A 22,980-nucleotide genomic window follows, 5' to 3' on the forward strand; every position below is an offset into this window, starting at 1 on the left:
AAATCCGCAGGTCAGTCGGCAAGCCGTCTTGATCGATTTCTGAAGTCCCGAGGGGGCCGCCGGTTTCGGGGCCGCCCTCGAGGGGCTTCTCGCTACAGTCTCAAGGCGAACGCTTAGCGTCGCTTGGCCATCTCGTTGATGAAGCGGTCAAACAGTGGCGCCACATCGTTCGGGCCCGGGCTCGCTTCAGGGTGACCCTGGAAGCTGAACGCGCTCTTGTCGGTGCGCTCGATGCCTTGCAGGGTGCCGTCGAACAGCGATTTGTGGATCGCGCGAACGTTGGCTGGCAGGGTCGCTTCGTCAACCGCAAAACCGTGGTTCTGGCTGGTGATCATCACGACGCCAGTGTCCAGATCCTGTACCGGGTGGTTGGCACCGTGGTGGCCGTGGCCCATTTTCAGGGTCTTGGCGCCGGAGGCCAGAGCCAGCAGCTGGTGGCCGAGGCAGATGCCGAAGACCGGAATTTCGGTTTCCAGCACTTCCTTGATTGCCTTGATCGCGTAGTCGCAAGGCTCCGGGTCACCAGGGCCGTTGGACAGGAACACGCCGTCCGGCTTCAGGGCCAGTACGTCGGCAGCCGGGGTTTGCGCCGGCACCACGGTGACGCGGCAGCCGCGCTCGACCAGCATGCGCAGGATGTTGACCTTGACGCCGTAGTCGTAGGCAACCACGTGGTAAGGCAACTCGGAGGCTTCGATGGTCGCGTGACTGTCGGTTTTCAGATCCCAGACAGTGGAGCGCCATTCGTATTGGGTCTTGGTGCTGACGACTTTCGCCAGGTCCATGCCCTTCAGGCCCGGGAAGCCTTGCGCGGCGGCAATGGCAGCGGCTTCGGAGATGTTGTCGCCGGCCATGATGCAGCCGTTCTGTGCGCCTTTTTCACGCAGGATGCGAGTCAGGCGACGGGTGTCGATACCAGCGATCGCCACAACATTGTTGGCTTTCAGGTAGTCGGACAGGGACATCGTGTTACGCCAGTTGCTCGCTACCAGCGGCAGGTCACGGATGACCAGGCCAGCGGACCAGACGCGGTCGGACTCGGCGTCTTCCGGCGTGGTGCCGGTGTTGCCGATGTGCGGGTAAGTCAGGGTAACGATCTGTTGGGCGTAGGAAGGATCGGTAAGGATTTCCTGATAGCCGGTCATTGCGGTGTTGAACACCACCTCACCAACGGTCTGACCGTCGGCTCCAATGGCTTCGCCGCGAAAAATGCTGCCATCAGCAAGGGCGAGTATGGCTGGCTTAGTCAAGAAGACCTCCCGTAAATAACGCATGAAAGGGCAATCGCAGGTTGTAAAAAAGCGGAGTGACGTATGGACACGTCACCCCGCTTCTTCACTGAATTATTCTGCGCGCTTTTAGTGGACACACTAAAGCTGTAGCTTACAGAAAAAGGGATTTTTGGTCTACCGCCAATGAGCCTAAAAGGCCGGAGAATGCGACAGGGCGTCGCCGGGCGGAGTAAAACCGGCACAAACAGGGCGTTTGCGCCGGGTTCAAGCAAGGCTCAACGCAAGTCGAGCACGTCCTGCATATCATAAAGACCGGGCTCGCGAGCATCCAGCCACAGCGCCGCACGCACGGCACCCTTGGCGAACGTCATGCGGCTCGAAGCCTTGTGGGTGATCTCCAGACGCTCGCCTTCACAGGCGAACAGCACCGTGTGATCGCCCACGACATCACCGCCGCGCACGGTGGCGAAACCGATGGTTTCACGCTCACGCACACCGGTATGACCTTCACGACCATAGACCGCAACCTTCTGCAGATCACGATCCAGCGCATTGGCGATCACCTCGCCCATGCGCAGGGCGGTGCCCGATGGCGCATCGATCTTGTGACGGTGATGAGCCTCGATGATTTCGATGTCCGCGTCATCACCCAGCACGCGAGCCGCCATGTCGAGCAATTTCAGCGACAGGTTGACGCCAACGCTGAAGTTGGCGGCGAACACGATCGGAACATCCTTGCCCGCTTCGGCCAGCAGCTGCTTCTGGGCAGCATCCAGACCGGTGGTGCCGATCACCATGGCTTTACCGGCCTTGCGGCAGAACGCCAGGTTTTTCAGCATGACTTCCGGCAGGGTGAAGTCGATCAACACGTCGAACTCTTCCGCGACCGACTCCAGATTCCCGGACAGCGGTACGCCGATTCGCCCAAGCGAAGCCAGCTCACCGGCATCCACCCCGATCAGCGTACTGCCCGGGCGAACAATGGCGGCCGTCAAACCGGTCAGCGGCGCGCGCTGCTGCACGGCCTCGACCAGAATCTTGCCCATGCGCCCAGCAGCGCCCATCACAGCTATACGTCGCATGCCGACTCCTTACAGATCGCCGAAGAAGCGCTTCACGCCATCGAACCAACCGGTGGTTTTCGGCGAGTGGCTGTTGTCGTCCGCCAGGGAGCTGCGGAATTCTTCGAGCAACTCACGCTGACGACGATTCAGGTTGACCGGGGTCTCGACCGCCACACGGCACATCAGATCACCTGCACCGCCACCACGCACCGGCGCCACACCTTTGCCACGCACGCGGAATTGCTTGCCGGTCTGAGTCCCCTCAGGGATCTTCAGTTTGACGCGACCGTCGAGGGTCGGGATTTCCAGCTCGCCACCCAGCGCCGCATCGACAAAGCTGATCGGCACTTCGCAGAACAGGTGCTTGCCGTCACGCTGGAAGATCGCGTGCTCGCGCACGTTGATCACCACGTACAGGTCGCCGGTCGGGCCACCCTGGGTGCCCGCCTCGCCTTCGCCGGACAGGCGAATGCGATCACCGGTATCAACACCGGCTGGCACTTTGACAGAGAGGGTTTTGTACTCTTCGACGCGACCGTCACCGTGGCAGGAGTCGCACGGGTCGGAAATGATCTTGCCCTGGCCATGGCAGCGCGGGCAGGTCTGCTGTACGGAGAAGAAACCCTGCTGCATGCGCACCTGGCCGATGCCGCCGCAAGTCGGGCACGTCGATGGCGACGAACCCTTCTTGGCGCCCGAACCATCGCACGGCTTGCAGTTGACCAGTGTCGGAACGCGGATATTCACGGTTGTACCGCGCACCGCTTCTTCCAGGTTCAGCTCCAGGGTGTAGCGCAAATCGCTACCGCGCTGGGCGCCGCCACGGGAGCCGCCGCGACCGCCACCGAAGAAGTCACTGAAGACATCGCCGAAGATGTCAGAGAAGTTCTGACCGCCAAAGCCTGCACCGCCGCCGCCCATGCTCGGGTCGACGCCGGCATGGCCGTACTGATCGTACGCCGCACGCTTGCTGGAATCGGACAATACCTCGTAGGCCTCGTTGGCCTCTTTGAACAGTTCTTCCGACGCTTTGTCATCGGGATTACGGTCCGGGTGATGCTTCATCGCCAGACGGCGATAGGCCTTTTTCAGGTCTGCTTCGCTTGAGCCGCGCTCAACACCCAACACTTCGTAATAGTCACGCTTTGCCATAAGTCTTTGCACTCTTAAGGACGTTCGGCAAACCCCTCCTGAGCTTCGCCAAACTCGTTGAGCCCCAATACAGGCCCGGACCCAACTCACGTCAATTCAACGATCCTGGTCTTTGATTCATGCGGCACTTTCAGCTCGAAAAGCAGGAGCATTTCCGGCCATGCCACCAACACACGAAGCTTGTCGCATGCTGTAAAAATTCGCGTATTCCAGATACGCCAACGCGGGAGCAAGCTCCCGCGCGGCGACATCCTACCAGTCAGTGCCCAAAGGCAGTCAACCGGCCGACCAACAACTTACTTGTGGTCTTTGACTTCTTCGAACTCGGCATCGACAACATCGTCAGCCTTTTCAGCTTTCTCTGCGTGCGGTGCCGCGCCTTCAGCAGGCTGAGCCTGTTCGGCGTACATCTTCTGGGCAACCGGCGCGGAGACTTTCGACAGCTCTTCGATCTTCGCTTCGATGGCAGCCTTGTCGTCGCCTTTGACAGCAGCTTCCAGGGCAACCACGGCCGCTTCGATTGCAGTTTTCTCTTCTGCAGTCACTTTGTCGCCAGCGTCGGTGACCATTTTGCGAGTCGAGTGAACCAGCGCGTCACCCTGGTTACGGGCACCGGCCAGCTCTTCGAACTTGCGGTCTTCCTCAGCGTTCAGCTCGGCGTCGCGGACCATCTTCTGGATTTCTTCATCCGACAGACCGGAGTTGGCCTTGATGGTGATCTTCTGCTCTTTGCCGGTCGCCTTGTCTTTCGCGCCGACGTGCAGGATGCCGTTGGCGTCGATGTCGAAGGTCACTTCGATCTGTGGCACACCGCGTGGCGCTGGTGGAATCTCGGCCAGGTCGAACTTGCCCAGAGACTTGTTCTGTGCGGCTTGCTTGCGCTCGCCTTGCAGCACGTGAATGGTCACGGCGCCCTGGTTGTCGTCGGCAGTCGAGAACACTTGCGATTTCTTGGTAGGAATCGTGGTGTTTTTCTCGATCAGCGCAGTCATCACGCCACCCATGGTTTCGATACCCAGGGTCAGCGGGCTGACGTCGAGCAGCAGAACGTCTTTCACGTCACCGGCCAGAACGGCGCCCTGGATCGCAGCACCCATGGCAACGGCTTCGTCCGGGTTGACGTCTTTACGAGCTTCTTTACCGAAGAAATCGGTCACCAGCTTCTGTACCAGCGGCATACGAGTCTGACCGCCGACCAGGATCACGTCGTTGATCGCGCCAACGTCGATACCGGCGTCTTTCATGGCGATGCGGCAAGGCTCGATGGTGCGCTGAACCAGGTCTTCAACCAGTGCTTCGAGCTTGGCACGCGAGATTTTCACGTTCAGGTGCTTAGGACCGGTGGCGTCTGCAGTGATGTACGGCAGGTTCACGTCGGTCGACTGAGCGGACGACAGCTCGATCTTGGCTTTTTCAGCGGCTTCTTTCAGGCGCTGCATGGCCAGCGGGTCACCCTTGAGGTTCATGCCGCTTTCTTTCTTGAATTCGTCAACGAGGTAGTCGATCAGACGAATGTCGAAGTCTTCACCGCCCAGGAAAGTGTCACCGTTGGTGGCCAACACTTCGAACTGGTGCTCGCCGTCAACTTCAGCGATCTCGATCACGGATACGTCGAAAGTACCGCCACCCAGGTCGTAAACGATCACGGTGTGATCGCCCTTGGCCTTGTCCATGCCGTAAGCCAGAGCGGCTGCGGTTGGTTCGTTGATGATACGTTTTACGTCCAGACCGGCGATGCGGCCGGCGTCTTTGGTCGCCTGGCGCTGGCTGTCGTTGAAGTAGGCCGGAACGGTGATCACCGCTTCAGTCACAGCTTCGCCGAGGTAGTCTTCGGCGGTCTTCTTCATCTTCTTCAGAATTTCAGCCGAGATTTGTGGCGGCGCCATTTTCTGGCCGTTCACTTCAACCCACGCGTCGCCGTTGTCAGCCTTGGCGATCTTGTAAGGGACCATCTGAATGTCTTTCTGTACGACTTCTTCTTCGAAGCGACGACCGATCAGACGCTTTACCGCGTACAGGGTGTTGTGCGGGTTGGTCACTGCCTGACGCTTGGCGGACTGGCCGACCAGGATTTCGCCATCGTTGGCGTAAGCGATGATCGAAGGCGTGGTACGCGCGCCTTCGGCGTTCTCGATAACTTTGGCCTGGCCGTTTTCAAGAATGGAGACGCAGGAGTTGGTAGTCCCCAGGTCGATACCGATAATTTTGCCCATGTTAACTCTCCCGAAACTTTGGATTTGGTTGCCGCAGCGGTTGTGGCCAACTGCGGTAGCACTTAAACGCTTGACTTCTAAATGGGGGCCTTGCGGCTAATTTCAAGCCTTCTCGTCAATCGAAGGCGAAACGGGTGCTGGCGCCTTGCTGACCACGACCATCGCCGGACGCAGCAGGCGACCGTTGAGCTGGTAGCCCTTCTGGAACACCTTCAGAACACTGTTCGGTTCCAGGTCAGCACTTTCCTGCATGGCCATTGCCTGATGTTCCACGGCGTTGAACGGCTCGCCTTCCTGCGGGCTGACAGCTACAAGCTGATAGCGCGCGAGGGTGTCGTGAAACATTTTCAGGGTCAGCTCGATGCCTTCGCGCATCGGACGGATGCTCTCGTCATCCGGGTTCGACAGCTCGAGGCCGCGCTCCAGGCTGTCGACGATCGGCAGCAGGTCGCCGGCGAATTTTTCCAGCGCAAACTTGTGCGCCTTTTCGACATCCTGCTCGGCACGGCGGCGGACGTTCTGCAGATCGGCAGCTACGCGCAGCGATTGATCCTGCGCGGCGGCCAATTGCTCTTCGAGCACTTGTACACGGGTCGCCAGGTCATCACCCGAAGTCTCGGGCGCCTGATTGGCTTCTGGATTTTGCGTATCTACTGTCTGTTCGTCAGCCATAGAATTCTCCTTTCAATATCGTCCGCGAGTTCGATTCGCGCTTCTGCCCCGGTATATGGGGCCGCAAAATCAGGCTTCAAGGGCTGACAATGATTAACCCTACAAAAAAGTGCTGCATTGTCATTCCCGGGCGCGATAAGCATTTGATCGGATCATCGCCATCGAGCCAAGCGAGGGCATTGTCAGCCTGAAACAAAACACTGTATAAATAACCAGACCTGAAGCCTGGGAGCGGCCTTTATGCTGGTGCACCTGTCCGTACACAACTACGCCATCGTTGAACATCTCGATCTCGAACTCGATCGCGGGATGAGCGTGATTACCGGGGAAACCGGCGCCGGCAAGTCGATCATGCTCGACGCGCTGGGCCTGACCCTTGGCGATCGCGCCGACAGCGGCGTGGTTCGCCCGGGCGCCGACAAGGCCGATATCCTGGCGACCTTCGACCTGGCCGACATTCCCGAAGCCAGCGCCTGGCTGGCCGAGCGCGACCTGGAAATCGACGGCCCGTGCATCCTTCGCCGGGTCATCACCTCGGAAGGCCGCTCCCGTGGCTATATCAACGGCACGCCCTGCCCGCTCGGCGACCTCAAGGCCCTCGGCGAGCTGCTGATCGACATCCACAGCCAGCACGAACACCAATCCCTGCTCAAGACGGATACCCACCGTCGCCTGCTCGACGAATACGCCGGCGCCACCGATCTGGCCCGCCAGGTACAACTGGCCGCCCAGCGCTGGCGCCAGACCCGCCTGGAGCTGGAGCGCCTGTCCAACTCCGGTGACGAACAGCGCGCCCGTCATCAACTGCTCAGCTATCAGCTCGAAGAACTGGAGAACCTCGGTCTCGGCGAGAACGAACTGGAAGATCTGGAGCAGGAACACAAGAACCTGACCAACGCCGAAACCCTGCTGGGCATCTGCCGGCAAGTGGTCGAGCAGTGCAGTGAAAGTGACTCCGGCAATGTGCTGAATGCACTGACCGCCAGCCTCAATCGCCTGTCGAGCGTGAACAACTCGATCGGCGCTCTGGGCGAAGCCAGCAGCTTGCTGACCAGCGCGCAGATCCAGGTCGAAGAGGCCGTCGGCGAACTCAACCGCTTCCTCGACAACTTCGACGCCGATCCGGCGCGCCTGCAGTATCTGGAAGAGCGTCTGGACGCCATTTACACCCTGGCACGCAAGCACCGGATCCAGCCGACCGAAGTCGCCGAGATGCAGCAAAAGCTGCTGGATGAAATCGAAACCCTCAACGCCAACGACGAATCCATCGAGCGCCTGGGCGAAGAGCTGGCCTCGTATGCCCGCCACTACCAGGAAAAGGCCCGCGAACTGAGTGATCTGCGCCATCAGGCTGCAGGCAGTCTGGCCAGCGCAGTCGAGCAGGAGATTCAACGCCTCGGCATGCCTGGCGGACGCTTCACCATAGAGCTGCGTCCCAACGCCAGCGGCGAACTCCTGCCCAACGGCCTCGAACAAGTCGAACTGCTGGTCAGCGCCAACCCCGGCCAACCCTTGAAGGCCTTGGCTAAAGTGGCATCCGGCGGCGAACTCTCGCGGATCAGCCTGGCGATTCAGGTCATCACCGCCCAGACCTCGCGCGTGCCGACCCTGGTATTCGACGAAGTGGACGTGGGCATCGGTGGTCCGACGGCCGAGATTGTCGGCCAGCTATTGCGGCGCCTGGGCGAACGCGGACAAGTACTGACCGTTACGCACTTGCCGCAAGTGGCCGCCCAGGGTCATCAGCATTTATTCGTGCACAAGGTGCGAGGCGAGCAGGCGACGCACACCGCCGTCTCGAAGCTGAGCAAAAATGACCGTATAGAAGAAGTCGCGAGGATGCTCGGCGGCATTGATCTGACCAAAGAGTCTCTGGCGCACGCCAAGAAGATGGTCGTTACCGCAAAGGTTTAAGCACGACAGAAAGCACGAAGGCGACCCTTGGGTCGCCTTCGTTCGTTTCGCGAACCTGAAATTCGCGCGACATGCTTACTTTTTCTTGCGGACGTACAGCACCAGGTTGTGATCTACCAACTCGACACCGTGCTCTTCGGCAATTGCCTTCTGGAGCTTTTCGATTTCGATGCTGACGAATTCGACAACCTCACCGGTTTCCACGTTGACCATATGGTCGTGGTGGCCACCGTCGGCCAATTCGAATACCGCGTGACCGCCATCGAAGTTATGACGGACCACGAGGCCAGCCGCTTCGAACTGGGTCAGAACACGGTAAACCGTGGCCAGACCGACGTCCTCGCCAGCTTCCATCAACGCCTTGTAGACGTCCTCGGCACTCATGTGACGCTGCTCGGTAGAGTCGAGCATTTGCAGGATCTTGACCCGTGGCAGGGTCACTTTGAGGCCGGCTTTGCGTAGTTCGCTATTTTCAACCATGGTCAGCTTTCTCGCGATGCTGCTTCGCAGCTTCTCTTAATGCGGGTATGATCGGCGTTTACGTTGTCCCAGCCAAGATAGTGGAAGTCGCCCACCGATGCAAAACACCAAGCTCTTGCTAACCAGTTTCACCTTTGTGGGACTGCTCGCACTCGCCGGTTGTTCATTCCCCGGGGTTTACAAAATCGACATCCAGCAGGGCAATGTCGTCACGCAGGACATGATAGACCAGTTACGCCCGGGAATGACCCGGCCGCAAGTACGGTTTATCATGGGCAACCCTCTGCTTGTCGACACGTTCCATGCCAATCGCTGGGATTATCTGTACAGCCTGCAACCTGGTGGCGGTGAACGCCAGCAGGAACGCATGAGTGTCATTTTCGACTCTAACGACCGCCTTGTCAGCCTGTCCGGTGACTTCATGCCGGGCGTGAGCCGTGACGAAGCCATTCTCGGCAAGGAAAGTGGCACTAACGTGACCGCTCCTGCTGAAAACGCCGAGAAGCCAAAACCGGAAAAACCGGTCAAGCCAGGTTCCTTGCTGGATCAGATCCAGAAGGACGTCGATGGTGTGGAAACCGTTCCGGTTCCGACACCAGAGCCGCTGGACACCTCGCCGCAATAATTTGCGACGCAATAAAAAACCCGGAAATTCCGGGTTTTTTATTGCCTGCAGCTTGGCGCATCACTGATTTCTGGCTTTAGCCTCGGCAGCCTTGGCGGCCCGCAATCGGCGCACCTCTTTCGGATCGGCCAGCAGTGGTCGGTAGATTTCGAGGCGATCCCCCGCCTGAACAACCCGCACATCCGGATCGGCAACCACTTTGCCGAAAATCCCGACCGGACAACCGGCCAGATCCAGCTCAGGAAAGTCGCCATCAATGCCGCTGGCCAACAGTGCAGCACGCACCGTCGCCCCCTCTGCCACGCTGATCGTGCGCAACACCTGACGATCAACCGCCGCGTACACCACTTCTATTTCGATCACCGGCTCAACCATGCATCTGCTTGGCGCGCTGGCAGAATGCATCCACCAGCGTGTTGGCAGCCTGATTGAACAGCGGCCCGAGCGTGGCGCGCACCAACGGGCCGGCATAATCGAAGGACAGATCGAGGCTGATCTTGCAGGCTTTCTCGTTCAACGCCTTGAACACCCAGACACCGTGCAATTGATTGAACGGACCTTCCTCGAGATTCATTTCGATCGATTGTCCCGGCACCAGGGTATTGCGTGTAACGAAGTGCTGACTGAGGCCGCCCTTGGCCACACCGACGCTGGCGCGCATGTGTTCAGGCGAGCTTTCCAGGACCTCTGCTGACGAGCACCACGGCAGGAACTCCGGATAACGCGCCACGTCATTGACCAGGTCATAGAGAAATTGCGCCGGGTAAGGCAGCAGCGCTGATCGTTGAATATGTGTCGTCATGTAAGCGTCACTTCCAGAGCTGGGTGGCAAACACTACAAGAATGCCGATGGGCGCCACATAGCGCATCAAGAACAGAGACAAGGTGAACAGCGCCGGGCTGCGAATCGACAATTCGTCGCGCACCGCGTCACGCCCCATCACCCATCCGGCAAACAGTACAAAGCACAGCCCGCCGAGCGGCAGCATGATCCGTGAGGTGAAGAAGTCGATCACACCAAAGAAGTCCAGACCGCCTGCGGCACCCCATTGGTAGAGATGGAACATTCCGCCTTCGTTCACGAAAAATTTCGCTTCCTTCCAGATATTGAAGGAAAACACCGTACCCAGACCGACAAACCAGCAGATGAACGCCAACCAGAATGTCACCCAGGCACGACTGATTTTAGTCCGCTCGACCAGATAGGCGACCATCGGCTCCAGCAGGGAAATTGCCGAACTCCAGGCAGCAATGGCTACCAGAACGAAGAACACCACGCCCATCAACTGGCCGAAAAGCACATTACCGAAAGCAAATGGCAGGCTGACGAACATCAACCCCGGGCCTTCGCTCGGGTTCAAACCGCCAGCGAACACAATCGGAAACAAGGCCAGACCGGCCACCAGCGAAACGAAGGTATCGAGCAGCGCCACACCCACAACGGTGCCTGACAGCGAGGCTTCCTTCGTCATGTAGGCGCCGTAGATCATGATCGAGCCCACGCCCACGCTCAGGGAGAAGAACGCGTGCCCCATGGCCGGCAGCAAGCCATCGAGGACTTTCTCCGGGTGGAAGTCGAACATGAAATGCACGCCCTCCATGAAGTGCCCGGTGGTCATGCTATAGCCCAGCAGGACGAGGACCATCACAAACAACAGCGGCATCATGATCCGCAGGCTGCGTTCAAGCCCGGCGACCACGCCTTTGGCGATCACCACCGCAGACAGCAGCATGAAAACCGTGTGCCACAGCGTGATACGCCAAGGGTCGGCGATGACATTGCCGAAATAGGCACCGACCTGATCGGCCGTCGCCCCCTGGAAATCCCCGCGCCCCATATCAATGATGTAATCCAGCGACCAGCCGCCGACCACACTGTAGAAAGACAGGATCAGCAACGCCGTGATCATCCCGGCGAACGCGCCCCACGACCACTTGCCCGAATGCCCGGCTTCGATCGCCAGCACCTTGAGGGCGTTGGCCGGACTCAGCCGCGCACGCCGGCCGATCAGGGTTTCCGCGAGCATCACCGGAATGCCGATCAGCGCGATGCAGGCCAGAAACATCAGCACAAAGGCGCCGCCACCGTAGACCCCGACCATGTAGGGGAACTTCCAGATGCTGCCCAATCCCACGGCCGAACCGGTCGCGGCGAATATGAAAACCCAGCGGCTAGCCCAACTGCCGTGGACAGAAACCTTGTCTGTCGACATCGTTTATCACGCCCAAGCGTTAGAAAAAGAGGCCGCATTGTCCGGGATTCACTCAACCTGCTCAAGCACGCAGCATCACCGTAGCCGACAGCCGTTTATCTCCATATAATGCCGCCCCTATGGCTAAACAGAAGAAACACCCAACAGGGACCATCGCGCAGAACAAAAAGGCGCGACACGATTACTTCATCGAGCACAAGTTCGAGGCTGGTCTGGTCCTGGCCGGCTGGGAAGTAAAAAGTCTGCGGGCAAGCAAGCTGCAACTGGTCGACAGTTACGTCCTGCTCAAGGATGGCGAAGCCTGGCTGCTTGGCAGCCACATCACGCCACTGATGACCGCCAGCACCCACGTCATCGCTGACCCGGTCCGCACCCGGAAGCTGCTGCTCAACCGGCGCGAGCTGGAGAAGCTGGCCGCCGCCGTGCAGCAGAAGGGTTACGCCTGCGTATGCCTGTCCTGGTACTGGAGCAAGCACATGGTCAAGTGCGAGATCGCTCTGGGCAAGGGCAAGAAGGAATACGACAAGCGTGATACCGAGCGCGAACGCGATGCCGGTCGCGAGTTGCAGCGTGCGGTGCGCAACAAGGGCAAGGAAGACTGATTCTTCTGCCTGAATGACCATTCCCGCGCTCAGCGCGGGAATGGTCATGCCTGAACCTACATCCCTTTGCGCCGCTCGGCCCGAGCCACGCGCTGAACTTCCTGGCGCACCTCTTCCAGCACTTCCTGTACATACAGAATGTGTCGGCTGGAAACCTCTCGCGCCTGCTCTGCACGTCCTTCGATAATCGCCTGGTACAGTTCCCGGTGCTGAGTGATCAGCATGTCGCGGGTTTCCGTGCGCTGCTTGTACATGCCGCCGATATTGGTCACCACATTGCGCTTGAGCAGGTCGAACAGTCCGCGAATGGTGTGCAGCAACACCGCGTTATGACTGGCCTCGGCGATTGCCAGATGAAATTTCGCGTCCGCCGCCCCCTCCTCCGCCCGACTCACTTCGTCATGGCGCGAGTAGCAATCCTGTAGTTCTTCGAACGCCGCGGTCAGCCGCTCGCGATCCACATCGGTGGCGCGCAATGCCGCGTAATAGGCACACGATGCCTCCAGCGTGTGGCGAAATTCCAGCAGATCGCGCTGGGCCTCGGGATTACTTTCCAGCAGTTGCAGCAATGGGTCGCTGAAGGTCGAGCCCAGGCTTTCCACCACGTAATTGCCGCCGCCCTGCTTGCTGACCAGCAGCCCCTTGGCCGCCAGCTTCTGGATTGCCTCGCGCAACGAAGGCCGGGACACACCGAACTGCTCGGCCAATGTGCGCTCGGCCGGCAGGCGCTCGCCGGACTTCAATGTCCCCTCGAGGATCATCCCCTCAAGCCGCTCGACAATATCGTCAGACAAACGGCGCTGACGTATCTGATCAAACCCCATCACTCAATTCTCCACGATCCCGACCACTCGCCGGGCTCTCTATTCTGGCCTATCGGCGCCTTGCCGACACCTGCCAGATGAAACGCCCCGGACCGGATCAGATCGAGCCTGCACCGGTCATTCGACAAAAGTTTTAGGGCGGCAAATTGACACACCGACATCAAGGCTTTTACCCTAGCCAACAGCGATTGTAAATTGGTCTTACCAATTAACCAAGAACGCTGACAGTGCCTGACCAACAACAATTAGGGGCCACCCCATATGCAAACCTGGCAACAGCTCTACAGCCCGCTCGGCAGTCTCGGCGTGTCCGCACTCGCGGCCGTCATCCCCATCGTGTTCTTCTTCCTCGCCCTGGCGGTGTTCCGCCTCAAAGGTCATGTCGCCGGCAGCATCACGCTGGCCCTGGCGATCCTTGTGGCGATCTTTGCGTTTCAGATGCCGGTCGACATGGCGCTCGCCGCCGCTGGTTATGGTTTCGCCTATGGTCTGTGGCCGATTGCCTGGATCATTGTCGCGGCGGTGTTTCTGTACAAACTGACGGTTAAGAGCGGTCAGTTCGAAGTCATCCGCAGTTCGGTGCTGTCGATCACCGATGACCAGCGCTTGCAGGTGCTGCTGATCGGTTTCTGCTTCGGTGCCTTCCTCGAAGGCGCAGCCGGTTTCGGCGCGCCGGTGGCGATTACCGCTGCGCTGCTCGTAGGACTGGGCTTCAACCCGCTGTACGCCGCTGGCCTGTGCCTGATTGCCAACACCGCGCCGGTCGCGTTCGGTGCACTGGGGATTCCGATCATCGTCGCCGGGCAGGTCACCGGTATCGATGCGTTCAAGATTGGCGCCATGACCGGCCGCCAACTGCCGCTGCTGTCCCTGTTCGTGCCGTTCTGGCTGGTGTTCATGATGGACGGCCTGCGCGGCGTGCGTGAAACCTGGCCAGCGGCGCTGGTTGCCGGCCTGAGCTTTGCCGTGACCCAGTACTTCACCTCGAACTTCATCGGCCCGGAACTGCCGGACATCACCTCGGCCCTGGCCAGCCTGATCTCGCTGACCCTGTTCCTAAAAGTCTGGCAACCAAAACGCACCGCGGGTGCACAGATCGCCGGCGCCACCTCGAGCGTGGCGGTCACTGCCAGCGTCGGCGGTTTCGGCCAGAAACGCACCACCATCGCTTCGCCCTACAGCCTCGGGGAAATCTTCAAGGCCTGGTCACCGTTCCTGATCCTCACCGTGCTGGTCACCATCTGGACGCTCAAACCGTTCAAGGCTATGTTCGCCGCTGGCGGCTCGATGTACGCCTGGGTGTTCAACTTCGCGATCCCGCACCTGGATCAACTGGTGATCAAGACCGCACCGATCGTCGCGACGCCGACAGCCATTCCGGCCGTGTTCAAACTCGACCCGATTTCCGCTACCGGCACGGCGATTTTCTTCTCGGCTTTGATCTCGATGATCATCCTGAAGATCAATTTCAAAATTGGTCTTACCACTCTTAAAGAGACTTTCTACGAACTGCGCTGGCCAATTTTGTCGATCGGCATGGTGCTGGCATTCGCCTTCGTCACCAACTATTCCGGCATGTCTTCGACCATGGCCCTGGTGCTGGCCGCGACCGGCGCGGCGTTCCCGTTCTTCTCGCCGTTCCTGGGTTGGCTGGGCGTGTTCCTGACTGGTTCCGATACGTCGTCCAACGCGCTGTTCAGTTCGCTGCAAGCGACCACCGCGCACCAGATCGGGGTCAACGACACCTTGCTGGTAGCGGCCAATACCAGCGGCGGCGTGACCGGCAAGATGATTTCGCCACAGTCGATTGCCGTGGCCTGCGCCGCGACCGGGCTGGTGGGCAAGGAATCCGATCTGTTCCGCTTCACCCTCAAGCACAGCCTATTCTTTGCAACGATTGTCGGCCTGATCACCCTGGCCCAGGCCTACTGGTTCACCGGCATGCTGGTGCATTAAGACCACAAGCGACATGGAAATAACCGACGTCGGTTCGTGATTCCGGCGTCAGCAATTCACAACCCGGTCTGTAAGGCTGCTGAAAGCAATGCACTCTATATTCGGCAGCCTCAACAGACGGATAACCGGGCCCACCCGGAGACACGCCTGATGAGCGAGCTTTTTTACAACGCTGTGCCCAACGCCACTCGCGTTGCACCGCCACTGCCCGAGCCCCGGCAATACCCGAGCAAGAAACCGTCGCGGGTCTACCTGTTCGGCACCTGCGTGGTCGACCTGTTTTATCCCGAAGCCGGGATGGACGCGATCCATTTGCTGGAACGCGAGGGCATTCGGGTCGACTACCCGCAAGGGCAGAGCTGCTGCGGACAACCGGCCTACACCTCGGGTTACACCGAGCAGGCGCGGACGGTGGCGCGCTCGCAACTGGCGCTGTTTGCCGGCGATTATCCGGTGGTGGTGCCGTCGGGTTCCTGCGCAGGAATGCTGCGCGAGCATTACGCCGACTTGTTCAAGGACGAGCCGGAAACGTTGAAACAGGTTCAGGCCCTCGCGGCCCGCACCTATGAATTGGCCGAGTTCCTGCTGTTCGTCTGCAAGGTGCAGCTCAAGGACAGCGGCGAGCCGGTCAAAGTGGCACTGCACACCTCGTGTTCGGCGCGACGGGAAATGAACACCCACCTGCACGGCCGCGAGTTGTTGGCGCAGTTGAGCAACGTGGAACGGGTCAACCACGATCACGAAAGCGAATGCTGTGGCTTCGGTGGGACATTCAGCGTCCGTATGCCAGACATTTCCGGCGCGATGGTGGCTGACAAGACCCGGGCGTTGAAGGAATCCGGTGCGCATCAGGTACTCAGTGCCGACTGCGGCTGCCTGATGAACATCAACGGCTCGCTGGAAAAACAGAAGGAAGCGCTGCGCGGGCAACACCTGGCGAGCTTCCTCTGGCAACGAACCGGAGGTGCCCGATGAGCACTTCCACGATTATTCCTACGGTTGCCGTAGAAGAAGATTTCCGCACCAGGGCGCACAACGCCTTGGGCGACCAGCAGTTGCGGAACAACTTCCGCACTGCGATGGATTCATTGATGACCAAGCGGGCCGCGGCTTTCAGCGATGCCCACGAAAGAGAACACCTGCGCGAACTGGGCAATGCAATCCGTGCCCGCGCGCTCTCCAAGTTGCCCGACCTGCTCGAGCAACTGGAACAGAACCTGACCCGCAACGGTGTGACAGTGCACTGGGCGGAAACGGTGGACGAGGCCAATGGCATCGTCCTTTCGATCATCCGCGCTCACGAGGCGCGGCAAGTGATCAAGGGCAAATCGATGGTCAGCGAAGAGATGGAGATGAACCATTTCCTCGAGGCTCGGGACATTGAATGTCTGGAGTCCGACATGGGGGAGTACATCGTCCAGCTCGACCACGAGAAGCCTTCTCACATAATCATGCCGGCAATCCACAAGAATGCCGGTCAGGTCGCGTCCTTGTTCCACGACAAACTTGGCGTGGAATACACCAAGGACGTTGACCAACTCATTCAGATCGGTCGCAGGGTCCTGCGGCAGAAATTCTTCGAAGCGGACATCGGCGTCTCCGGCGTCAACTTCGCCGTGGCCGAAACCGGCACCTTGCTGCTGGTGGAAAACGAAGGCAACGGGCGCATGACCACCACCGTGCCACCGGTGCACATCGCCGTTACCGGCATCGAAAAAGTCGTGGAAAACCTGCGCGACGTGGTGCCGCTGCTGTCGTTGCTGACCCGCTCGGCGCTGGGCATTCCGATCACCACCTACGTCAACATGATCTCCGGCCCGCGCAAGGAACACGAACTCGACGGCCCGCAGGAAGTGCACCTGGTGTTGCTCGACAACGGCCGCAGCCAGGCCTTCGCCGACAGCGAACTGCGCCAGACCCTGAACTGCATCCGCTGCGGCGCCTGCATGAATCATTGCCCGGTCTACACCCGTGTCGGTGGCCATACCTACGGCGAGGTTTACCCCGGCCCGATCGGCAAAATCATCACTCCGCACATGGTCGGCCTGGCGAAAGTCCCGGATCACCCGAGCGCCTCTTCGTTGTGCGGCGCCTGCGGTGAAGTGTGTCCGGTAAAAATCCCTATCCCCGCACTGCTGCGCCGCCTGCGCGAAGAGAACGTCAAAGCTCCGGACACTCCACATCAAGTGATGCGCGGCCAAGGCAGCAAGTATTCGCGCAAGGAACGCTTCATCTGGAACGCCTGGGCGAAGCTCAACAGCTCGCCGACTTTGTATCGGCTGTTTGCGTTTTTCGCCACGCGCCTGCGCGCGCTGACGCCGAACAACGTCGGCCCGTGGACGCAGAATCACAGCGCTCCGAAACCCGCCGCCCGCTCACTGCATGACATGGCTCGCGAGCACCTGGCCAAACAAGGAGACCGTCGATGAGTGCCAAGCAAAACATCCTCGGCAAGTTACGGAACAGTCTGACGGGCACCACACCGATTGCCGACAACTTCGATGTCGATCTGGTGACCCAGCCTTATACCTACAGCGCCGAACAACGCATCCCGCAGTTGCGCAAACTGATGGAAGCAGTGCACACCGAAATCCACCTGACGTCCGCTGACGCGTGGCCGGCGCTGCTGGCGCAATTGCTGCGCGACCGCCAGTTGCCGAGCCTGCTGATCGCACCGACTACGCCTCACGGGCAGCGCATCACACAGCACTGGGCGAACAATCCTGATCTGCCGACTCTGAAATCCTACGACCGGCCAATGGAAGACTGGAAAGCCGAGCTGTTCAACGACACCCCGGCCAGCCTCACCGGCACCCTCGGCGCCATCGCTGCTACCGGCAGCCTGATTCTGTGGCCGACCCGCGAAGAGCCACGGCTGATGAGCCTGGTGCCCCCAGTGCATTTCGCCCTGCTCAAGGCCAGCCAGATCCGCGACAACTTCTTTCAGGTGCAACAGGAGTTCGAGTGGGCACAGGGCATGCCGACCAATGCATTGCTGGTGTCCGGCCCGTCGAAAACCGCCGATATTGAACAAGTGCTGGCCTACGGCGCCCACGGCCCGAAAGACCTGGTGGTGTTGATCCTGGAGGACCAATGACTTTACCGGCGACTTTCCTGCGTGATGCGCAGCAACTGATCCCTGCCGAGCGCCGCTTCGATGATCCATTGTCGACTCTGGCATTCGGCACCGATGCCAGCTTCTACCGACTGATTCCGCAACTGGTGATCCGCGTCGAATCCGAAGATGAAGTGGTGGCGCTGCTGAAACTGGCCCAGCGTGATCAGGTCCCGGTGACCTTCCGCGCCGCCGGCACCAGCCTGTCCGGCCAGGCGATCAGCGATTCTGTGCTGATCGTGCTGGGGGATAACTGGAATGCCCGTGAGATCCGAGGGCAAGGCACGCAGATCCGCCTGCAACCGGGCGTGATCGGCGCCCAGGCTAACGCATGGCTCGCGCCATTCGGGCGCAAGATAGGCCCCGATCCGGCGTCGATCAATGCCTGCAAGATCGGCGGCATCGTCGCCAACAACGCCAGCGGCATGTGCTGCGGCACTGCACAAAATACCTATCACACGCTGGCGGGAATTCGTCTGGTTTTGGCCGACGGAACCCGACTCGACACCGAGGACGCTTCCAGTGTCGCGGCGTTTCGAACGAGCCACGGTGAATTGCTGGAACGCCTGGCAACACTGGGCCGCGAGACCCGCGCCAATGCCGAACTGGCTGCGCGAATCCGCCACAAATACCGTCTGAAAAATACCACCGGCCTGTCGCTCAACGCCCTGGTGGATTTCGATGAGCCTGTGGATATCTTGAGTCACTTGCTGGTCGGCTCCGAAGGCACACTCGGCTTCATCAGCGCGGTAACGTACGACACAGTGATCGACCACCCGAACAAGGCCTCGGCACTGATCGTTTTCCCCGACGTGGAAACCTGCTGCAACGCCGTCACCGTGCTGAAAAGCCAACCGGTGTCCGCCGTGGAATTGCTCGACCGCCGCAGTCTGCGCTCGGTGCAGGACAAACCCGGCATGCCGGATTTCGTACAGCAGCTGTCGAACAATGCCTGCGCTCTGCTGATCGAATCCCGCGCCGCTTCTTCCACGTTGTTGCAGGAACAACTGGCGCAGATCATGGCGTCGCTCGGTGATTTCCCGGTGGAAAAGCAGGTCGACTTCACCGAAGACCCGGTCGAGAACGCCCGCCTCTGGGCGATCCGCAAGGACACCTTCCCCGCCGTCGGCGCCGTGCGCAAGACCGGCACCACGGTGATCATCGAAGACGTGACCTTCCCGGTGGAACAACTGGCCATCGGCGTGAATCGCCTGATCGAGCTGTTCGACAAACATCACTACGACGAAGCAATCCTTTTCGGACACGCACTGGAAGGCAATCTGCACTTCGTCTTCACTCAAGGCTTCAACAGCCCGGAAGAAGTCGCACGCTATCAGGCGTTCATGGACGACGTGGCGCAACTGGTGGCCGTGGAGTTCGGCGGTTCGCTGAAGGCCGAACACGGCACCGGGCGCAACATGGCGCCGTTTGTCGAACTGGAATGGGGCAGCGATGCCTATCAATTGATGTGGCAGCTCAAGCGCCTGCTCGACCCCCAAGGCATTCTCAACCCGGACGTAGTGCTCAGCGAAGATCCACAGATCCACCTCAAGCACCTGAAGCCGCTGCCTGCCGCCGATGAGATTGTGGATAAGTGCATCGAGTGCGGTTTCTGTGAGCCGGTTTGTCCATCGAAGGGCCTGACCCTGAGCCCCCGCCAGCGCATCGTGATCTGGCGCGACATTCAGGCGCGAAAACGCGCCGGGATCGACACCACCGAACTGGAAAAAGCCTACGAATACCAGGGCATCGACACCTGCGCCGCGACCGGTTTGTGCGCGCAGCGTTGCCCTGTAGGTATCAATACCGGTGAGCTGGTGAAAAAGCTGCGCAGCCGTCACGCCACGCACACGAAAACGGCCAACTGGATCGAAGGAAATTTCGCCACCACCCTGCAAGGAGCGCGCTTCACCCTGCACGTGGCCAACGGTGCACGAATGCTGCTGGGAGCGCCGCGTCTGGCGAAGCTTTCAGCGACGCTGACACGCTTGTCCAAAGGCCAGGTGCCGCAGTGGACCAACGCGATGCCGCAACCGGAAAAAGCCATTCGCCTCAGTACAACGGTGTCGGACGAACGTCCGCGTGTGGTGTATCTGGCGGCCTGCGTGTCGCGGGTGATGGGCCCCGCAGCGGGTGACAAGGAGCAGATGTCGCTGTACGACAAAACCCGTGGCTTGCTGGAAAAGGCCGGTTATCAGGTGGTGTTCCCGGACAATCTGGACAACCTCTGCTGCGGCCAGCCGTTCGCCTCCAAAGGCTACGCCGAGCAGGCCGAGCACAAGCGTCAGGAGTTGATCGGCGCCTTGCTCCACGCCAGCCGCGGCGGACTCGACCCGATCTATTGCGACACCAGCCCCTGCACATTGCGACTGGTGCAGGATGTGGGAAATGTTCGCCTTGATCTGTATGACCCTGTGCGTTTTATCCGTACGCACCTGATCGATCGGCTGGAGTTCATCCCGCAGGAAGCACCGATTGCCGTTCATGTGACGTGCAGCACTCAGCACCTGGGGGAAAGCCAGGCACTGATCGATCTGGCGCGCAAGTGCAGCAAGAACGTGGTGATCCCGGAAGGCATTCATTGCTGTGGTTTTGCTGGTGACAAGGGCTTCACCACGCCGGAGCTGAACAGCCACTCGCTGCGCACTCTCAAGGACGCGGTGCAGCATTGCAGCGAAGGGATTTCCACCAGCCGCACCTGCGAGATCGGTCTGACACAACATGGAGGCATCGACTACCACGGCCTGGTGTATCTGGTGGATCGAGTGACCCGAGCCAAACCCCGAGGAACCATCATCTGAAGAAAAATAGAACCCTTGCGAGCGACCACAGTCCACAGAACAAGCCCCGCTGACGGGGCTTTTCCTCCATTCGGTTGCCCGTCCTGACGGCCAGCGAAGTCTGGATCCTCAGTTCAAGGAGATTCATATGAAACGTTCTGTACTGTTAGGTCTGTTCGTTACTGCCTCGATGATGGCGTCTGCTTCGTTTGCCGCTGACAAGCCTGCCAGCCTTTGCGATACCAATATCCAGACCATCAACAATGCCAAGGGGCAGCTGTCATCGTCGCCCGAATTGAGTCAGCGTGCCGAGGCCAGTGTGCAGAAGGCACAGGCGCTCAAGGCCCAGGGCAAGATCGACGATTGCGTTGCAGAAACCCAGCAAACCATTCTGGAACTGCGCAAATCCACCGGCACCAACAATTGATCGAAGCCGCGGCCAACCTTCGGGTTGGCCTTGACGGTCGATTGGCGTACACTGCACAGGCTTGCTGCTCTTCGAGATGTACAGAGCACCAGGCTCGGGGCCGTTTAGGATTCGACGCCGGTTGCGAAACTTTAGGTGCATGCCGACTTGGTAACAGAAGTCGTAAATCCACTGTTGCAACTACTTATAGTTGCCAATGACGACCAATACGGTGCTGCTCTCGCTGCTTAATTGCAGCTGACATGCACTCCTGGTACCTTCGGGTCCAGCAATCATCAGGGGATGTCTGTAAACCCAAAATGATTGTCATATAGAACAGAATCGCCGTGCAGTACGTTGTGGACGAAGCGGCTAAAACTTACACAACTCGCCCAAAGCACCCTGCCCGTCGGGTCGCTGAGGGTTAACTTAATAGACACGGCTACGCATGTAGTACCGACAGCGGAGTACTGGCGGACGGGGGTTCAAATCCCCCCGGCTCCACCAAATAAGCGTTAAAAATTAGGCACTTAGCGAATAGCTACAGTGCCTTTTTTGTGCCTTTCTGGGCTGTTTTGGCTGTTTTATGCCAGCTCTAGACAGCGTGTCTGCCCGCGAAGGCCATCTGTGGCTGTCGCCTTTCCAGTGCGCACCTGATTTTGTTAGGGTCGCTCTTATCGTGGCAGTCAGCACCGTAATCGCGGTTTCGTAGGAAGCCCTTCTCCATGGCAGGGATAAAAACTGCCACAACAACAGTGATCTCCGAGTTCATACCTATTTGGGAGAGCCGGCCACCTGGATTGTGACTCACTCTTCCGCGAAGTAATCACTGTCCAGCTGCTTCACTTCGTACACCTGCTTAACGCTCACACCCAGGTTGTTCTCTACCATCAACCGCGCCAGCTCAACACCATCGATCAGCACTACTTTGATATCCAGGCCCTGCGCTGCAGAACGGGCACCATCGGAAAAATCCGAAGTAGTGATAAACACGCCTTTCCGCGCCCGCTGACGAGTCAGGGCGCCGATGAACTTGTCGATCTCCGGGCGATGTACCGTGTTGGTCCAGCGTTTGGCTTGCAGGTAGATCACGTCGAGGCCGAGCTTGTCCTCCTTGATAATGCCGTCGATGCCGTCATCGTTGGTCGCCTGGGTCGCCTTACCAGCTTCCTTGCGCGAACCGCCGTACCCAATGGCAATCATCAGATCGACCACCAACTGCTCAAAGAAACTGGGTGTCGCTGCCCGGACCTGCGCCAGCAACTCGTCTGCGAGGGACTGCACAAGCGCCTGATGCGCCTCGGCCAACTGCTCGTCCGGCGTAGTTTCGGCAGTCTCAATGCCCAACTCGGCAGGTGCGTCAGGTGTTTGCGGCTTGGCGGTATGAAAGTTCGCGAACTCGGGAAACTGCTTCAGCCAGCTCACAGTGATGCGCTCGGGGCCACTGACCAAAGCGTCCCGGCCACGCGCAGTGATCTGCACCATGCCCTTGGAGGGAATGCACAGCAGCCCAGCCTTATTCAAGTAGGTGCGAGCCCAGCCCACACGGTTGTTGATCACCGTCTGATGGCCGGAGGGCAGCCGCTCCTTACGCTCGTCCTCGGTCAACTGAAAATGGTTGGCCACCCGCTCACGCAACTCATTGAGAGACAGCGATGCACCGTTCTGCACGGTAGCCAGCACCGGTCGCATGACGCTTTGAAAATCCGGAATTGCCATCATCACTCCCCAA

The 22,980-nt window shown here is 59.5% G+C and carries 20 protein-coding genes and 1 other RNA gene; 10 read left to right on the forward strand and 11 right to left on the reverse strand.

Going from position 1 to position 22,980, the window contains the following annotated elements:
* Positions 1–113: 113 nt before the first annotated feature.
* The 5 genes from carA to grpE all read right to left on the reverse strand — a co-directional run bounded on the left by carA (position 114) and on the right by grpE (position 6,333).
* Positions 114–1,250 (reverse strand): glutamine-hydrolyzing carbamoyl-phosphate synthase small subunit, encoded by a 1,137-nt coding sequence (gene carA / locus AC07N4_RS10925; protein WP_096818820.1) that lies wholly within the window; start codon positions 1,248–1,250, stop codon positions 114–116.
* 257 nt (positions 1,251–1,507) lie between these two features.
* Positions 1,508–2,314, reverse strand: coding sequence for a 4-hydroxy-tetrahydrodipicolinate reductase (dapB, locus tag AC07N4_RS10930; protein WP_493065252.1), 807 nt, complete (start codon positions 2,312–2,314; stop codon positions 1,508–1,510).
* A gap of 9 nt (positions 2,315–2,323) precedes the next feature.
* Complete coding sequence (gene dnaJ, locus AC07N4_RS10935; RefSeq protein WP_085711856.1) at positions 2,324–3,448, reverse strand: molecular chaperone DnaJ; 1,125 nt, start codon at positions 3,446–3,448, stop codon at positions 2,324–2,326.
* Positions 3,449–3,744: 296 nt separating this feature from the next.
* Positions 3,745–5,661, reverse strand: coding sequence for a molecular chaperone DnaK (dnaK, locus tag AC07N4_RS10940; protein WP_096818817.1), 1,917 nt, complete (start codon positions 5,659–5,661; stop codon positions 3,745–3,747).
* A gap of 102 nt (positions 5,662–5,763) precedes the next feature.
* A complete protein-coding gene (gene grpE, locus AC07N4_RS10945; RefSeq protein ID WP_262194645.1) occupies positions 5,764–6,333 on the reverse strand; it encodes a nucleotide exchange factor GrpE in 570 nt (189 codons plus the stop codon).
* Positions 6,334–6,573: 240 nt separating this feature from the next.
* On the opposite strand from grpE, the gene recN reads away from it, so the two are divergent.
* Positions 6,574–8,247 carry a DNA repair protein RecN gene (recN, locus tag AC07N4_RS10950; protein WP_096818812.1) on the forward strand — a complete coding sequence of 558 codons (1,674 nt, stop codon included), beginning with the start codon at positions 6,574–6,576 and terminating at the stop codon, positions 8,245–8,247.
* Between the two features lie 75 nt (positions 8,248–8,322).
* Here recN and fur read toward each other — a convergent pair whose 3' ends face one another.
* Positions 8,323–8,727, reverse strand: coding sequence for a ferric iron uptake transcriptional regulator (gene fur / locus AC07N4_RS10955; RefSeq protein ID WP_064119476.1), 405 nt, complete (start codon positions 8,725–8,727; stop codon positions 8,323–8,325).
* Between the two features lie 97 nt (positions 8,728–8,824).
* Between fur and AC07N4_RS10960 the strand changes: the two genes are divergently transcribed.
* Positions 8,825–9,352, forward strand: a complete 528-nt coding sequence (locus AC07N4_RS10960; RefSeq protein ID WP_096818809.1) for an outer membrane protein assembly factor BamE — start codon at positions 8,825–8,827, stop codon at positions 9,350–9,352.
* Positions 9,353–9,412: 60 nt separating this feature from the next.
* On the opposite strand, the gene AC07N4_RS10965 is transcribed toward AC07N4_RS10960, so the two are convergent.
* Genes AC07N4_RS10965 through AC07N4_RS10975 form a run of 3 tightly spaced genes read right to left on the reverse strand, consistent with a single transcriptional unit; the run spans position 9,413 to position 11,565 of the window.
* A complete protein-coding gene (locus AC07N4_RS10965) occupies positions 9,413–9,727 on the reverse strand; it encodes an RnfH family protein (RefSeq protein WP_493065251.1) in 315 nt (104 codons plus the stop codon).
* Complete coding sequence (locus tag AC07N4_RS10970) at positions 9,720–10,154, reverse strand: type II toxin-antitoxin system RatA family toxin (protein ID WP_003221509.1); 435 nt, start codon at positions 10,152–10,154, stop codon at positions 9,720–9,722. The genes AC07N4_RS10965 and AC07N4_RS10970 overlap by 8 nt, the downstream gene beginning before the upstream one ends.
* A gap of 7 nt (positions 10,155–10,161) precedes the next feature.
* Complete coding sequence (locus AC07N4_RS10975; RefSeq protein WP_493065250.1) at positions 10,162–11,565, reverse strand: sodium-dependent transporter; 1,404 nt, start codon at positions 11,563–11,565, stop codon at positions 10,162–10,164.
* 119 nt (positions 11,566–11,684) lie between these two features.
* On the opposite strand from AC07N4_RS10975, the gene smpB reads away from it, so the two are divergent.
* Positions 11,685–12,167, forward strand: a complete 483-nt coding sequence (gene smpB, locus AC07N4_RS10980; RefSeq protein ID WP_007915208.1) for an SsrA-binding protein SmpB — start codon at positions 11,685–11,687, stop codon at positions 12,165–12,167.
* Positions 12,168–12,223: 56 nt separating this feature from the next.
* On the opposite strand, the gene AC07N4_RS10985 is transcribed toward smpB, so the two are convergent.
* Positions 12,224–12,991: an FCD domain-containing protein gene (locus AC07N4_RS10985; protein WP_096818803.1), complete on the reverse strand. Its 768-nt coding sequence runs from the start codon at positions 12,989–12,991 to the stop codon at positions 12,224–12,226.
* A gap of 261 nt (positions 12,992–13,252) precedes the next feature.
* On the opposite strand from AC07N4_RS10985, the gene AC07N4_RS10990 reads away from it, so the two are divergent.
* The 7 genes from AC07N4_RS10990 to ssrA all read left to right on the forward strand — a co-directional run bounded on the left by AC07N4_RS10990 (position 13,253) and on the right by ssrA (position 21,755).
* Complete coding sequence (locus tag AC07N4_RS10990) at positions 13,253–14,947, forward strand: lactate permease LctP family transporter (RefSeq protein WP_493065249.1); 1,695 nt, start codon at positions 13,253–13,255, stop codon at positions 14,945–14,947.
* A gap of 150 nt (positions 14,948–15,097) precedes the next feature.
* Positions 15,098–15,922, forward strand: a complete 825-nt coding sequence (locus AC07N4_RS10995; RefSeq protein ID WP_493065248.1) for a (Fe-S)-binding protein — start codon at positions 15,098–15,100, stop codon at positions 15,920–15,922.
* Positions 15,919–17,376 carry a LutB/LldF family L-lactate oxidation iron-sulfur protein gene (locus tag AC07N4_RS11000; RefSeq protein WP_493065247.1) on the forward strand — a complete coding sequence of 486 codons (1,458 nt, stop codon included), beginning with the start codon at positions 15,919–15,921 and terminating at the stop codon, positions 17,374–17,376. Before AC07N4_RS10995 ends, AC07N4_RS11000 begins: the two co-directional genes overlap by 4 nt.
* Positions 17,373–18,044, forward strand: coding sequence for a LutC/YkgG family protein (locus AC07N4_RS11005; RefSeq protein ID WP_493065246.1), 672 nt, complete (start codon positions 17,373–17,375; stop codon positions 18,042–18,044). The genes AC07N4_RS11000 and AC07N4_RS11005 overlap by 4 nt, the downstream gene beginning before the upstream one ends.
* On the forward strand, positions 18,041–20,863 hold the full coding sequence (locus AC07N4_RS11010) for an FAD-binding and (Fe-S)-binding domain-containing protein (RefSeq protein WP_493065245.1): 2,823 nt from the start codon (positions 18,041–18,043) through the stop codon (positions 20,861–20,863). Before AC07N4_RS11005 ends, AC07N4_RS11010 begins: the two co-directional genes overlap by 4 nt.
* 127 nt (positions 20,864–20,990) lie before the next feature.
* Positions 20,991–21,269 (forward strand): PA2433 domain-containing protein, encoded by a 279-nt coding sequence (locus AC07N4_RS11015; RefSeq protein WP_102619387.1) that lies wholly within the window; start codon positions 20,991–20,993, stop codon positions 21,267–21,269.
* A 96-nt stretch (positions 21,270–21,365) separates the two neighbouring features.
* Positions 21,366–21,755: a transfer-messenger RNA gene (gene ssrA / locus AC07N4_RS11020) on the forward strand.
* 300 nt (positions 21,756–22,055) lie between these two features.
* Here ssrA and AC07N4_RS11025 read toward each other — a convergent pair.
* Positions 22,056–22,967 carry a restriction endonuclease gene (locus tag AC07N4_RS11025; RefSeq protein WP_493065244.1) on the reverse strand — a complete coding sequence of 304 codons (912 nt, stop codon included), beginning with the start codon at positions 22,965–22,967 and terminating at the stop codon, positions 22,056–22,058.
* Between the last annotated feature and the right edge of the window lie 13 nt (positions 22,968–22,980).

The sequence above is a fragment of the Pseudomonas sp. GW821-FHT09E04 genome (assembly GCF_059416185.1).